Consider the following 14,413-nt stretch of genomic DNA (forward strand, 5'->3'; position numbering starts at 1 on the left):
TTTCATGAGTGTTGCTCCAGTAGGTAATTCGCATACTGCTTGCGCAGTTCATTCTTAATTAGTTTGCCAGTACCGGTATGCGGTAGTTCGTCGACAATAATGACGTCATCCGGCATCCACCATTTAGCAATTTTATCCTGCAGGAATTCCAAGACCAGCTCTTTGCTAACCGTCATGCGTGGATTGGCCACCACGAATAACAGCGGGCGTTCATCCCACTTCTCGTGTTTGACACCAATTACGCAGCTTTCATTCACCGCAGGGTGTTGGCTACAGATATTTTCAATTTCGAGTGAGCTAATCCATTCGCCGCCGCTTTTGATGACGTCTTTTTTGCGATCGACCACTTTCATGTAGCCATCCGCATCAATCACTGCGATGTCACCGGTGGCGAGCCAACCGTCCGCAAAAGTGTCGGCATCGTCACGTTGGTAATAGCTGCTGGCAATCCATGGGCCGCGGACGCGTAATTCTCCGCTGGTGACGCCGTCGTGCGGCAAGGCTTGCCCATCAGCGTCGACAATTTGCATATCGACTCCGAAACAAGCTCGTCCAGCTGTGGTTTGAATGGCATATCGTTCTGTTGCAGGACGCTCGAGTAAGCTCGGTTCAGGCGGTGCTGAGCAGGCTAGGGGACCTGTTTCCGTCATACCCCAAATAGGCTGCCAGTAGACGTTGTAGAGTGTGTCGTAAGTTTGTACCAATCCGAGTGGTGAAGCAGCGCCACCTACACAGACGCGCTCGAGTGATTCCATCGTTTCGCCCGAAGTGCGCAGATAATTGTGCAAAGTCAGCCAAATAGTCGGCACGCCTAAACCAACAGTCACCTGTTCTTGAGTGATGAGCTCGTACATCGCAGGTCCATTCATGCCTGCGCCGGGTAACACTAGTTTGCAGCCAGACAACGGTGCAGCGTAGGGAGCTCCCCAAGCACCCGCATGATACATAGCGACCATTGGCATCAACACGGTGTCTTGGCGGAGGTCGAGCAATTCACTGCTAACCGTGGCTTGAGCGTGCAGTACCATGGCTCGATGAGAGCTCAGTACACCTTTGGGATTGCCAGTTGTTCCTGAGGTATAACAAAGCAGCGCTCCACTGTCTTCATGAATGGCTGGCCAATCATATGTTTCTGGCTGATCGCGCAGTAGCGCTTCGTAGCAATAAACAGGTAAAGGTAGGCTTTCAGCTTGTGCTGGCAAGTGCTCTTCATCGCAGAGAAAAACAATACCTTTGATAGTCGTGAGCTGACCGGCAAACTCACATACCAAGTCCGCAAAGCCGATGTCCACGAACAGCCAGGTATCTGCCGCATCTTCAATGATCCATTGAATTTGATCGGCGAAGAGCCGCGGATTAACCGTATGTATGATGGCACCGGAACCACTGACGGCATAGTACAGTTCCAAATGCCGATAGGTATTCCAAGCCAAGGTGGCGACTCGCTCACCCTCTTGCACACCCAGCGCCTGTAATGCGTGGGCAAGTTGATTGGTGCGCGCATAACAGTCTTGATAGGTGTAGCGATGAATATCTCCCTCAAGCCGACGGCTAACCACTTGTTGTTGTGGATGCCGCCGCACCGCATGACGGAGTAGATCAATAATCAATAATTGGCTCGATTGCATTGCCCCAGGTACGGTTGGGACAGACTGAGTCGTTGATTCAAACATAACGGATTACCCTACCACCAAATGAATAAGCCGATTGCCATCGCTAACCCAACAAAGGGCACGACAACAGTGACTGCTGCGACAGGCCAATAAGCAGCCTGATGGGTTTCACGACAGATTGCGCGAATGGTCGTCACTACGTAACCATTGTGCGGTAACGAGTCGAGAGCACCCGATGAAATGGCCACAATACGATGCAATTGGTCTGGATTTACGCCCGCATCAATGTAATGCGGCCCCAGCACTGGCAGCGCAATGGCTTGGCCACCTGAGGCAGAGCCGGTTAAACCAGCAATCACACTCACCGCAACGGCCGCGCCCACCAACTCGTTGCCAGGCAAACTGGTCATAAAGGCAACGGCTTCGCTAAACGCTGGGGTAATTTTGGCGATACTGCCAAAACCGACTACCGCGGCAGTGTTACCAATAGCAATGAGTGCGCCGGTAGAAGCCTCCGCAATTGCGGAAGACACGTTAATAAAGTAGCGATAGTTGATGATTGCAATCGCGAGCACACCACCGGTGAGTGCAATAATCAGAGCGTTTTGCTTGAGCTCATCATGGAAAAGAAAGCTCAGGGTCAGCACCACAATCAGTGGTACGAGGCCACTAAAGGGACTGGGTAATTCACGTTCAGCGAGCACTGGGTCACCTTCACGAACTTCAAAACGTTCGCCGTTGGCGACTGCTTTGTTGATCAGTTTTCGTAACCACCAGTAGCCAAATATCGCCATAAACACAGCGACGACTAAACTGACTTCCCACGCGGCATATGGCGAGGTGCCTAAGTATTGAATCGGGATCCAGTTTTGAATTTCGGGTGAGCCGGCTGAGGTCATGGTGAAAGTGACCGAGCCAAAGGCTAGTGCGGCAGGTATAAAACGGCGTGGTAAATCGGCGTCTTTAAATAATGATAGGGCCATTGGATAGACTGAGAAGGCCACCACAAATACGCTGACACCACCGTAGGTTAAGATGGCGCAGGCTAACACCACGGCTAAAACTGCTTGCTGCCGCCCGAGTTTACCAATAATCCAGCGTGCGACCGAGTCGGCAGCGCCAGTGTCTTCCATGAACTTACCGAATAGAGAGCCGAGTAAGAACATAAAGAACCATGCTGCGACGAAACTTGCGAAGCCATCCATATATGCGCTTACAAAATTTACATCGCCGGTGAATAGCGGGACGTTGCTGCACAAAGCTACAATGACCGCGCACAATGGAGCGCTGATGAATAAATTCATACCGCGCAGGGTCAGGACGATGAGCAGGGCAAGCCCGCCAACCAAGCCAATCATGCTTAACATGCACTACCTCGTTATCATTTTTATGTGTATCAGGTATGCCACGACCCGTACGACGTTGCTCACTATGCGCGAGGACCGCACAATTTTACATAGTACTAACGTACAGAATACAACGTGAATACTTTGCGCTAGGGTAAGCATGCCATGACCATTAGGATGTGCCAAACGGCATACAGAACAACATAACAACCCATATGAAGACAACAACTCGAATTCGGGAGAACGAGACCATGAGTCAGCCCAAGCACACACAAACATTTCGGCATTCGCTCGTAGCAATGGCTATTGCTTCGGTGGTTGCGATGCCAGCCGTTGCGCAAGAAGCCAATGCTGATAACGCGCAAGCGAATGACGACTATAAAGGTTTAGAGCGCATTGAAGTCACTGCGCGTCGCCGTACGGAAAGTATTCAAGAAGTTCCAGTTTCTGTTTCTTCGTTCAGTGCAGGTGACCTTGCTGAAATTGGCGCGGAAGACATTACCGAACTGCAACAACGTATTCCGAACACCACGTTACAAGTGAGCCGTGGTACAAACTCTACGCTAACCGCCTATATTCGTGGTGTGGGTCAGCAGGATCCACTGTGGGGTTTTGAGCCAGGCGTTGGTATCTACATTGATGATGTTTATGTTGCACGGCCGCAGGGCGCGGTACTCGAAGTGTTAGATTTAGAGCGCATCGAAGTATTACGTGGCCCGCAAGGCACGCTGTACGGAAAGAACACCATTGGTGGTGCGCTGAAGTATGTCACCAAAGAATTAACAGGTTACGACGAATTCAGCGTGGAGGGTACAGTCGGTACTTACGGTCAGAAAGACCTGAAACTATCGGGTCAGACTGCTTTATCTGACAATTTCTTTGTAGGTGGTGCCTTAGCGACATTGAACCGTGATGGTTTCGGTGAGTTCGTGAATACGGGCGATGAGAACTACAACAAAGAATTGATGACTGGTCGTGTGAGCGCGAAGTGGCTGGTTTCTGACGACGTCAGCGCCAAGTTCATGTATGACAAAACCAAAGACGATTCGAACTCAAAGGGTGGCTATCGTCTGACCTCGTCACAGTTAACTGGACAAGAACCATATCAAAGCGTGTATGACTCCAATACCGCAATGCCAGTTGAAAACCTCGTGGAAACCGAAGGTTATTCACTGACTATCGATTGGGACATCAACGAGAACTGGGCATTTAAATCGGTAACGGCCGCTCGCGAAGGTTACACCATGACCAACATCGATTTCGATTCTACCGGTGCTGGCGCGTTGCTGGTTCCTGCAGACTACGAAGATGAGCAAACGACTCAAGAGTTCCAGCTAAGTTACGCGAAAGACCGCACCACATTTGTAGGTGGCGTGTATTACTACGACGGTGAAGCGTGTGGTATTTTCGGAACTGTGTTACCGCAGTTATTGGGCGTCGGCTTAACCATTGATAACGGTGGTTGTGTTGATACCAAGAGCACCGCTCTGTACGGTCAAATTAACTATGATATGACCGATAACTTCTCCTTTACGGTCGGTGGCCGATACACCGAAGACGAGAAATCAGCGAACGTTTTAAGACAGACATTCCTTGGTGTGAAGTTCCTAGATCGCTCAGGGGCTGCGACTCTGTTATCTACGAACTCTGACTTCAGTGCTGAAGAGAAGTGGACTCATTTCTCGCCACACGCGAGCATGCGTTATCGTATTACCGATGACACTATGGTCTACGGTAGCTACAGTAATGGCTTTAAGTCAGGTGGTATTGACATGCGTGCAGACGCATCGCTCAACCCTGATGCTGTAAACCCTTACGATCCAGAAATTGTGGATACCTATGAAGCCGGTATCAAAACTGAATTCTGGGACGACCGCATTCGCTTAAATGCTGCGTGGTTCTTGTCGAACTACTCAGACATGCAGGTCACTGTGCAACGCGCAGTACCAGCGGGTGTTGCTTCACAGGTGTTAAACGCAGCTGAAGCAACGGTCTATGGTTTCGAAATTGAAGCAGTTGCCGCTGTAACTGATAGCCTGAACGTCACCGCCATGATGGGTAACGTGAATGCAGCGTTTGACTCGGTTCGCTTCTTCGACCCAGTCGCGCAAGAAACAACGGATGTGTCTGATTTGTGGTCATTTGCCAACACGCCTGAATTGGTTGCGAACTTAGGTTTCAACCAAAGCCTTGAAAATGAATATGGTCAGTGGGTTTGGTCAGGCAACATGGCGTATCGCAGTGAAACACAAATCTTTGAAGTACCATCAATGTTGGACATGGGCGGCTATAGCCTCTTCAACACCAGTTTGATGTGGTACTCCAATGACGGCAACTGGTCTGCTGGCCTGCATGTGAAAAACATCGGCAACAAAGTATACCGCTTAGCTGGTTATAACTTCGCAGCGCCACGTGACGCGAACGGTAATCGCACTGGCCCAGGTTTGGGTGGTGAAGATACTATCGTTGGTTACTATGGCGACCCGCGTACTGTCTCCCTGACTGTGGGGTATCGTTTCTAACCCCGCACAGTTGTTGCCGGAGCATTTTGCTCCGGCAATGACTGACTTTTACATTCGGACACGCTAGCATGGGGTATCCTTTTTCCAACGATCAAACCAATAACATGGCCCGTGCAATTATTGCCGACGATCATCCGTTATTCCGAGCTGCCCTCCGTCAAGCGTTGACGGAAACATTGGCAACGGACATCAAAGAAGCGGCAACCTTCCATCAATTATTGTCCATGTTACAAGCCGAGCCCCAAATCGAACTCATCTTGCTGGATTTATCTATGCCGGGGAATCGAGGTTTAACGGGACTGACGTCGTTACGCAGCCGCTATCCAGATATATTGGTGGTAATCGTATCTGCCAATGAACATCCACAAGTCATACGCCAAGCCATGGCTTACGGCGCGAGCGCTTACATCCCCAAATCAATGCCACTCAATGAGCTGCAACATGCTGTTGAAACCGTCTTAGCAGGTGATACTTGGTTACCAGAGCATTTGGTCGGTGAATTAGCTCTAGCAGAAAACGATCCTTCGGTTGAATTTGCGCGCCGTTTAGAGCAGTTAACGCCGCAACAATTTCGTGTGCTGGAATGTCTAGCCGATGGTCTTTTGAATAAGCAAATTGCTTATGAACTGAACGTGCAAGAGACAACGATTAAACAACATGTCTCCGCCATTCTGCGTAAGTTAAATGTCATCAACCGCACGCAGGCGGGCGTGGTCTTCAAGCAAATGTTAAACGCCACCGACAGCAACACCGACAATCAATCACTTCAATAATTGTTTCAGTAATCGTTTCAGTGCCACCGTTTTAATTGGCTTTGGAATAAAGGCTGCGCGCTCGGCAATGGCTTGCTCGCGTACCTGCTCGTCTGGATCCGCCGAGTTGATGATGGCAGGTAATGCCGGGTTGTTAAGCTGCGTGCGAATAGCCTGCAACGCTTGGATGCCGGTTTCGCCATGGTCGAGGTGATAATCCAAAATCAAACCATCAGGCAGCGTGCTTGGTTCACTCGGCAGATCGACAGCACCACCTGCCGTCAGCACAGTAGCTCCCCAGCTTGTTAGCAACTGCTCCATAGCAACGAGAACGCGAGAATCATTGTCGACCACCCAAAGGGTTTTTCCGTGTAAGAAATTATCGTTCGTTGCGCGACTCAACGCTGGTGCGCGCCGCTTCTGTTTCTGCCAACGTGCAACGGGTAAGCGCAGTACGAAACTCGTGCCGCGATTCACTTCAGACTGAAATTCCAGTGGGATATCGAGCAAACGGCACATACGTTCAACTATGGCTAGACCTAAGCCGATGCCCGGGTTATCACCTTTTTGATCCAGTTGATGAAACTCACGGAAAATGTTCTCGCGCTGATCCGCAGGAATGCCGCGACCGGTATCAATAATGTGGAGATCAACAGCGTTACCGCGCCGCCTTGTGCCGATCACAATACGGCCAGCATCCGTGTACCGAATGGCATTCGATAGCAGGTTTTGAACAATTCGGGATAGCAACTTACGGTCGGTATCGACCCACGCACTCGAGCTGAGGTGGCGAATTTTAATGTGCTTATCAGCGGCGATAACTTGTTGAGTCTCCACCAACGGCATCAGGATATCGTTGAGCGCGGTCACTTGTTTATTGACTGGTAGGTTACCCGCTTCGAGGCGCGTCATTTCAAGTAACATTGTTAGCAGTTCTTCGGCATTTTGGAGCGACTGTTGTAGCTGTCGAGCCAGTGCTCCGGTCTCGCCTTGTAGGCGCTGCTGCAGCATGTCACAGAACAATGTGGCGGCATTGAAAGGCTGCATCAAATCGTGACTGACTGCGGCAAAAAAGCGTGACTTACTTTGATGCGCACGTTCCTCTGCTTGTTTAGCATTCAGAAGCTCTTGGGTTCGTTCCAGAACTCGCTGCTCAAGTTCTGCGTTGATACGTTCAAGTTCACGCTGTGCTTGCACCAACTCAGTAATGTCGGTGTAGGTAGTCACGAAGCCGCCATCTGGCATGGGCGCGCCTTGTAGCTCAATCACATGTTCGCCTTGCTGACGTTGGTAGCGATAGGCGCTACCCGCCCTCAAGTACTGCAAGCGTTTCTCAATTTCGGCGTCAATATCAGCGTGCACCCCATCGCCTAGCAAACCTCGTTTAGCGTTATAGCGCAGCAATTCAGCAACTGGCATTCCCGCTTGCACAAAACCTGGTGGGTAATGGAATACTTCCAAGTAGCGGCGGTTCCATGCCACTAAACGAAGCTCTTGGTCGACCACGCTGATGCCCTGTGGAATATTCTCGACCGATGCTTGTAAGAGTTCGCGATTGAATTTGTAGAGCTGCGATGCTTGCGTCGCCCAAGTCACCACTTGCGAAATAGGTACGCCCGGTTGCTGGGTAATTGCATCGAGTAAAATTCGACTGGCCGCACTACCAATCACTGCTGCCAGTTCGCGTTCCACTCGTGCGAGTATGGGAGCGGGCACAAAATCATCGGGTGGCGCGCTATTGAGATCAATTTGTAATCGTTCCGCTAAGCGGTCCAGTTCCACCGTATCAAAAAACCGAGCCAGTACTTGGCGCAGCCGGCCCCAGTTAATGGGGTGATGCTGGTACAACTCTGGATGCCCGCCGGTAGGGTCGACAAACAATTTCGTTTGCCGCTTTTCCACCGAGTCACTGCGAAACAGTAACGAGCCCAAAATGAAGAGGGCAATATTGCAGCCCAAGCTCAGCAAAATACCCTGACTCATAGCCACGTCAGTAAGCTCTCGTTGGCTATGAATGGCGGGCGTGAGGAGATAAATCACCCACAAAGTCGTGCCAATGATAATGCCTGCTGCAGCGCCGGCTTTGTTGGCACGCGACCAGATTAAGCCGCCCAACATAGCTGGCGCCAACTGAGCCAGTAGTGCAAGTGACAGTAAGCCTGCATTCACCAACGGCATATTGGCTTCGGTCAGCTTATGAAAGCCGAATGACAGCCCAATAATCACAATGATTGTAGAGCGACGAATACCGAGAATCCGTGCCGGACTAAAGGTGAATTTTCGCAGCCGTTGATCGGTAAGGCGCAACCACAGTGGCATGATCACGTCATTCGACATCATGATACTCAGTGCCAGAGTCGCAATAATTACCATACTCGTTGCGGACGCAAGGCCACCGATAAACGCCACCAGCGTCATCAGTGGCTGTTCAGCATGCAACAGCAGGCTCAGCATAAATGTATCGCTACGGGCTGCCTCAGGCACCAGAATCAAGCCCGCTAGGGCAATCGGGAGGATAAAGAAGTTAATCGCAAATAAATACAGCGGAAAAGCCCAACGCGCCGTCCGTAACTCTTCGGGATCGTTATTCTCTATATATGATACGTGGAATTGTCGCGGCAACACGAACATTGAGATTGCGCCGAGGAGAATATGCGTCACATACACAAAGCCGCCACTCGGCAACCCAGCCATAACTTCCGCAACGCGGGGTTCTTGAGCGGCTTGTACAAACAAGTCGCCAATGCCATCGAACAACCCGTAGGTCACGAAGATACCCACCGCCATAAACGCGCCAAGCTTAACGACTGATTCAAAGGCAACAGCGTCCATTAAACCATTGTGCTGCTCAGCGAGACTCAACCGCCGAGTTCCGAACAAAATCGCAAAGCCCATCATGGCCAACGCAACCAACGCCGCAACGTCACCGAACCACGGCAGTGGCTGAGAACCAAACCCAGTCACCATGGCAAAACTGCCGGTCACTGCTCGCAGCTGCAGTGCAATGTAGGGAACAATACCCACAAGCGCTATCAACGCGACCACGACAGATAGTGTCGCATTCTTGCCGTAGCGACTGCCGATCATGTCAGCAATGGAAGTCAGGTTTTGTTGCTTACAGGCGTGCAATAGCCGCATTTGCAGCGAATGCAGGAAGATAAAAACAATGATGGCACCAACATAGGTTGGCGCCATGGCCCAACCGTAATAAGCCGACTGCGTAATAGTGCCGTAGAAGGCCCAGGTGGTGCAATGAATGCCTTGCGCAAGCGCATAACGATAGGGTTTGACTTGATTGGCCGGGCGTCGGTCACCGCGGTAGGCAATGGTATAAAGAATAGCAATATAGCCAACCGCAACCAGAACCGTGAGCCAAATAGAGAGCATTAGCGCGGCCCACCGTGTTCATGAAATACCGTCAGTGTCCACTGCCAGCGGATGGCACCTAGGCGCATGATTAGTGTTGTGAGCCCTCCAACCAAAAGAGCTAGCGCAGGGGTAAACTCCACCATCAGAACGTAGACTGAGCCGCCCACTAAACAAGTGGTTGCGTATAGCTCTCCTTTCAACACCATCGGAATGTCGCGGACCAACACATCGCGCAGCATACCTCCGAAACACGCACTCATGGTGCCCATAATCACGCAAATCACTGGCGAAAACCCTGCCATCATGGCTTTCTGTGCACCCATCACTGTGAAGAAGGCGACCCCAACTGCATCGGCAAATAACAGAGTAGTCTGATGAATATAGTCGCGGAGTCGGAGCCATAAAATAGTGAGTAAAGCCGCGATGGCAATGGTGTAAAGGTAGTTTGGGTCATGCACCCAAAATACTGGTAAATCGAGTATCAGATCGCGCAGGGTACCGCCGCCAATCCCGGTTACGGCAGCGAGGACAATTACACCAAAGCCATCCAAATTTTTGCGAAATGCCAACAACGTGCCGGCCACGGCAAAAACCGCGACGCCAAGGTGATCAACAATGTAGAGCAGAAGTTCCATGTCCATGTGTGAATCCAGGTTAGCTTCGTTGTGTAAACACTCCCTATTTAACCAGTTTTTCGTTAGAATGCCCGACTATTCGCAAAAACTGGTCGATAGGGCTTGTTTACTTTAAAGTGAGCCCCATCTCTATCCAAACTATTTTTATAAAAAGGGGACTTTCATGGATTTTCTAATCGGTACAGCCTACGCGCAAGACGCGGGTGCACAGCAAGGTGGCGGCATGGAACTTATTTTCATGTTGGTCATGTTTGGTTTGATTTTCTATTTCATGATTTATCGTCCGCAAGCAAAACGCGTCAAGCAACATAAAGAATTGATTGCCAGCGTCAGCAAAGGTGACGAAGTACTAATGAATGGTGGCATGGTTGGCCGCATCACGAAACTCAGCGAAGACAAAGATTTTATGGTCATCGCATTATCTGAAGGCGTTGAAGTGACCGTGCAAAAATCAGCAGTCACTGCGGTACTGCCGAAAGGAACCATGAAGTCTCTGTAATTAGAGCTAAGGATCTGTTGTGTTGAATAAGTTTCCGCTCTGGAAAAACCTAATGGTGGTTTTCATCATCGCGTTTGCGGCGCTGTATGCGCTACCGAACTTGTATGGTGAAGACTACGCAGTGCAAGTATCTGCTGGACGCACAGTAACCGTGAATACGGAAACTCTGGGTCGAGTGGAGTCAGCGCTGCAAACAGCCGACATCGAGATGAAAGGGATTACGCTTGAAGAAGAGCAAGTGCTCGTGCGCCTTTTCAGTGACAGTGATCAGTTGAAAGCTCGCGATGTTATTTTGCGCGAGTTAGGTACTGATTACTTCGTTGCTTTAAACCTTGCTGCTGCGACGCCAGATTGGCTCGAGAGCCTAGGTGCATCGCCGATGAAGTTAGGCTTGGATTTGCGTGGTGGTGTGCACTTTCTCATGGAAGTCGACATGGGCGAGGCGATGCGCAAAATTCTCGACCAGATGCGGGATACGGTTCGCACAGATTTACGTGAAGAGCGAATTCGTTACAGTGGTGTCAATCGCGATGGCAACGACGTTGTTATTGAACTGCGTTCGGCGGAAGATTATGCGGCGGCGGAGTCATTTTTGAACAATCAGTATCAAGGTTATACCTTGATCGATGATGAAGCGACGCAGACCATACGCTTGCGCATGACGGACGATAAAATTCGTGAAACGCAAGATTATGCGATTTCGCAAAACGTCACCATTCTGCGCAACCGTGTGAATGAGCTTGGTGTTGCCGAACCTGTCGTCCAGCGCCAAGGTTCTGACCGCATCGTGGTACAACTTCCAGGCGTCCAAGATACGGCGCGCGCCAAAGAAATTCTTGGCGCTACAGCTACACTTGAATTTCGTTTTCAAGACACAGAAAACAGTGTGTTTGATGCCGAAGCAGGACGTGTTCCATTCGGTAGTGAACTTTACCCGAATCGCAATGGCGGCAACGTCTTGTTGAAGCAAGACGTGATTCTGACCGGTGATCATATCGTCAACGCCTCATCTAGCTTTGATGAGAACCAACGCCCGCAAGTCAATATTACGCTCGATGGTGCAGGTGGTGACAAAATGTCACTGGCCACTCGAGATAATATCGGTCGTCCGATGGCAACTTTGTTTATCGAGTTTAAAGCCACAGGTGAGCGTGATGAAGAAGGTAAAATCATCTTTGAGCGCCAAGAAGAAGTCATCAACGTTGCAACCATTCAGGCGCGGCTTGGTAGTGCTTTCCGCATCACCGGTATTGGTTCTCAGCAAGAAGCTCAGAACTTATCGTTGTTGCTCCGAGCAGGAGCTTTGATTGCACCGATTCAAATTGTTGAAGAGCGCACCATAGGCCCGAGCCTTGGCGCCGAGAACGTCCAGATGGGTATTCAAGCTATCGTGGCGGGCTTCATCATGGTGATCATCTTCATGGTCATTTACTACCGCAAGTTTGGTCTTGTCGCGAATATGGCGCTGTGTGCCAACGTGGTACTGATTATCGGTGTGATGTCGATGATACCTGGTGCGACGCTCACGTTGCCGGGTATGGCAGGTATTGTTTTGACGGTCGGTATGGCGGTGGATGCCAATGTCCTTATTTTCGAGCGAATACGCGAAGAAATTAAGGCGAAGCGCAGTCCGCAACAAGCTATTCATCACGGTTATGACAGTGCATTGTCTACCATTGCAGATGCCAACATTACGACTCTGATTGCAGCGATCATATTGTTCGCTGTCGGGACCGGACCGGTGAAAGGGTTCGCGGTTACGTTGGCAATTGGTATTTTGACCTCAATGTTCACTTCAATTGTAGGTACACGAGCAGTCGTGAATGCAATTTGGGGTGGCAAACGAATCGATAAGTTGTCGGTGTAGGAGAAGCAGATGCGTGAATTAGTCAAAACGGAAAATGCTCTGCCATTCATGAAGTACCGCTTCGTGTCGTGGATTTTTAGTGCCATTTTACTCATTGGTTCGATTGCTTCCTTGAGTATCAACCAGTTGAATTGGGGTCTCGATTTTACCGGCGGTACCGTTATTGAAGTCGGTTACGATCGTCCAGCGGATTTGTCTGCAGTTCGAGTAGTATTAACGGAACGTGGTTTTGGCGATGCTGTCGTCCAAAACTTCGGAACCCAAGAAGATGTGTTAATTCGGATAGAACCTCGCGAAGGTGTGAAAGCGCAGGAGCTAGGCGATCAAGTTTTGCGGGCACTACAAGAGTCGAGTGATGGCACCATTGAAATGCGTCGGATCGAATTCGTTGGTCCACAAGTGGGCGACGAATTAACTGAGCAGGGTGGCTTGGCCATGCTGACCGCATTAATTTGTATCTTGCTGTACATAGCGGTTCGGTTCGAATGGCGCTTGGCGCTGGGTGCAGTTGGGGCTTTGGCTCATGACGTTATTCTGACATTGGGTCTATTTTCAGTCTTAGGATTGGAATTTGATTTAACTGTATTGGCAGCTTTGCTCGCAGTAATCGGTTATTCCATTAACGATACGGTCGTCGTGTGTGACCGAATTCGCGAAAACTTCCGTAAGTATCGTAAAGGCACTCCAGAAGAGATTATCGACGGAGCTATTACCGACACCCTAAGTCGAACGGTTATTACCTCGTTGACCACGGTGCTGGTATTACTCGCGCTATTCTTCTTAGGTGGCCAATTGATTCACGGTTTCGCAACAGCGTTGCTGTTCGGTATCTTTATCGGTACTTACTCGTCCATCTTCATTGCGAGCGGTTTAGCGCACGCGTTGGGTATTAGTCGAGAAGATCTGATGCCACCAGAAGTGGAAAAAGAGGGCGAAGACCTCGAACCGATGCCATAGGCGAAGCAAACAGTTTATCCAGTATGGCCTTCATTGAAGGCCATATTTATTTTCACGATAAGGAGAGAATTGGATGTTAGCAGTTATTTCTCCAGCCAAGAATTTGGACTATGAGAGTGAACTTCCCACCAAAGAGTTCACGCAGCCGCGATTACTTGATGATGCAACTGCGTTAGTAGATGTCGCGCGCGAATTATCGCCGCAACAGCTCGGCAGCTTAATGTCGATTAGTGACAAATTGGCCGGTTTAAATGCTGCCCGATTTGCAGAGTGGCAGACGCCATTTGACCTTGATAATGCACGGCAGGCCATCTATGCATTTGATGGTGATGTATACGCTGGTTTGTCAGCAGAAAAGCTTGATGCCGAAGCAATTGCATATGCTCAGGAACATTTACGCATCTTGTCAGGTCTATATGGTGTACTAAGACCTTTAGATTTAATGCAACCGTATCGATTAGAGATGGGCACTAAGCTCGAGACCTCGCGAGGCAAAAACCTATACGAGTTTTGGGGCGACAGTATTACCGAGATGCTAAATAAGGATCTTGAGCAATGCGGATCAACTATACTAGTTAATCTTGCGTCTAATGAATATTTTAGTAGTGTACAAAACAAGAAACTGAACGCCGACATCATCACCCCTGTGTTCAAAGATGAGAAAAACGGCGAGTACAAGGTCATCAGCTTCTGGGCGAAGAAAGCACGTGGCATGATGGCGCGATTTATGATGAACAATAAGCCAAAATCGATTGCCGATTTGCAGAAGTTTAATGCTGCTGGTTATCGATTTAGCTCGGCAGAATCTACAGCAACAGAATTGGTATTCCTGCGTTCTGAGGCTGATCAATAA

10 protein-coding genes are annotated in these 14,413 nt (G+C 49.8%); 6 read left to right on the forward strand and 4 right to left on the reverse strand.

Translation table 11 applies throughout. The features are described from left to right. Positions 1–2: 2 nt before the first annotated feature. Positions 3–1,673: a long-chain fatty acid--CoA ligase gene (locus ACN0S4_RS11160; RefSeq protein ID WP_417657753.1), complete on the reverse strand. Its 1,671-nt coding sequence runs from the start codon at positions 1,671–1,673 to the stop codon at positions 3–5. Positions 1,674–1,684: 11 nt separating this feature from the next. Further along, positions 1,685–2,980 (reverse strand): GntP family permease, encoded by a 1,296-nt coding sequence (locus ACN0S4_RS11165; RefSeq protein WP_417657754.1) that lies wholly within the window; start codon positions 2,978–2,980, stop codon positions 1,685–1,687. Positions 2,981–3,210: 230 nt separating this feature from the next. On the opposite strand from ACN0S4_RS11165, the gene ACN0S4_RS11170 reads away from it, so the two are divergent. Then, on the forward strand, positions 3,211–5,481 hold the full coding sequence (locus tag ACN0S4_RS11170) for a TonB-dependent receptor (protein ID WP_417657755.1): 2,271 nt from the start codon (positions 3,211–3,213) through the stop codon (positions 5,479–5,481). A gap of 68 nt (positions 5,482–5,549) precedes the next feature. After that, entirely contained in the window at positions 5,550–6,254 is a 705-nt protein-coding gene (locus ACN0S4_RS11175) for a response regulator (RefSeq protein WP_417657756.1), read from the forward strand. Here ACN0S4_RS11175 and ACN0S4_RS11180 read toward each other — a convergent pair. After that, positions 6,243–9,620: a PAS-domain containing protein gene (locus ACN0S4_RS11180; protein WP_417657757.1), complete on the reverse strand. Its 3,378-nt coding sequence runs from the start codon at positions 9,618–9,620 to the stop codon at positions 6,243–6,245. The two genes, ACN0S4_RS11175 and ACN0S4_RS11180, sit on opposite strands and share 12 nt — an antisense overlap. After that, positions 9,620–10,237, reverse strand: a complete 618-nt coding sequence (locus tag ACN0S4_RS11185; RefSeq protein ID WP_417657820.1) for a trimeric intracellular cation channel family protein — start codon at positions 10,235–10,237, stop codon at positions 9,620–9,622. The genes ACN0S4_RS11180 and ACN0S4_RS11185 overlap by 1 nt, the downstream gene beginning before the upstream one ends. 163 nt (positions 10,238–10,400) lie before the next feature. Here ACN0S4_RS11185 and yajC point away from each other — a divergent pair, with 163 nt between their 5' ends. The 4 genes from yajC (at position 10,401) to yaaA (ending at position 14,413) form a co-directional block, all read left to right on the forward strand. Then, positions 10,401–10,736, forward strand: coding sequence for a preprotein translocase subunit YajC (gene yajC, locus ACN0S4_RS11190; protein WP_169931421.1), 336 nt, complete (start codon positions 10,401–10,403; stop codon positions 10,734–10,736). Between the two features lie 19 nt (positions 10,737–10,755). Then, entirely contained in the window at positions 10,756–12,603 is a 1,848-nt protein-coding gene (secD, locus tag ACN0S4_RS11195) for a protein translocase subunit SecD (protein WP_417657758.1), read from the forward strand. A 48-nt stretch (positions 12,604–12,651) separates the two neighbouring features. Continuing rightward, positions 12,652–13,560: a protein translocase subunit SecF gene (secF, locus tag ACN0S4_RS11200; RefSeq protein WP_417657821.1), complete on the forward strand. Its 909-nt coding sequence runs from the start codon at positions 12,652–12,654 to the stop codon at positions 13,558–13,560. 73 nt (positions 13,561–13,633) lie between these two features. Next, the gene (gene yaaA, locus ACN0S4_RS11205) at positions 13,634–14,413 is read left to right on the forward strand and encodes a peroxide stress protein YaaA (protein WP_417657759.1); all 780 of its coding nucleotides are present in this window, start codon (positions 13,634–13,636) and stop codon (positions 14,411–14,413) included.

It is taken from the genome of Pseudidiomarina aestuarii (assembly GCF_048263735.1).
Lineage (GTDB): Bacteria > Pseudomonadota > Gammaproteobacteria > Enterobacterales > Alteromonadaceae > Pseudidiomarina > Pseudidiomarina aestuarii_B.

Coding starts and splice junctions, on each gene's coding strand:
- secF (WP_417657821.1), top strand. CDS start 12,652: ATGAAGTACCGCTTCGTGTCGTGGATTTTTAGTGCCATTTTACTCATT.
- ACN0S4_RS11175 (WP_417657756.1), top strand. CDS start 5,550: ATGGGGTATCCTTTTTCCAACGATCAAACCAATAACATGGCCCGTGCA.
- yajC (WP_169931421.1), top strand. CDS start 10,401: ATGGATTTTCTAATCGGTACAGCCTACGCGCAAGACGCGGGTGCACAG.
- ACN0S4_RS11170 (WP_417657755.1), top strand. CDS start 3,211: ATGAGTCAGCCCAAGCACACACAAACATTTCGGCATTCGCTCGTAGCA.
- ACN0S4_RS11160 (WP_417657753.1), bottom strand. CDS start 1,673: ATGTTTGAATCAACGACTCAGTCTGTCCCAACCGTACCTGGGGCAATG.
- ACN0S4_RS11180 (WP_417657757.1), bottom strand. CDS start 9,620: ATGCTCTCTATTTGGCTCACGGTTCTGGTTGCGGTTGGCTATATTGCT.
- yaaA (WP_417657759.1), top strand. CDS start 13,634: ATGTTAGCAGTTATTTCTCCAGCCAAGAATTTGGACTATGAGAGTGAA.
- ACN0S4_RS11185 (WP_417657820.1), bottom strand. CDS start 10,237: ATGGAACTTCTGCTCTACATTGTTGATCACCTTGGCGTCGCGGTTTTT.
- ACN0S4_RS11165 (WP_417657754.1), bottom strand. CDS start 2,980: ATGTTAAGCATGATTGGCTTGGTTGGCGGGCTTGCCCTGCTCATCGTC.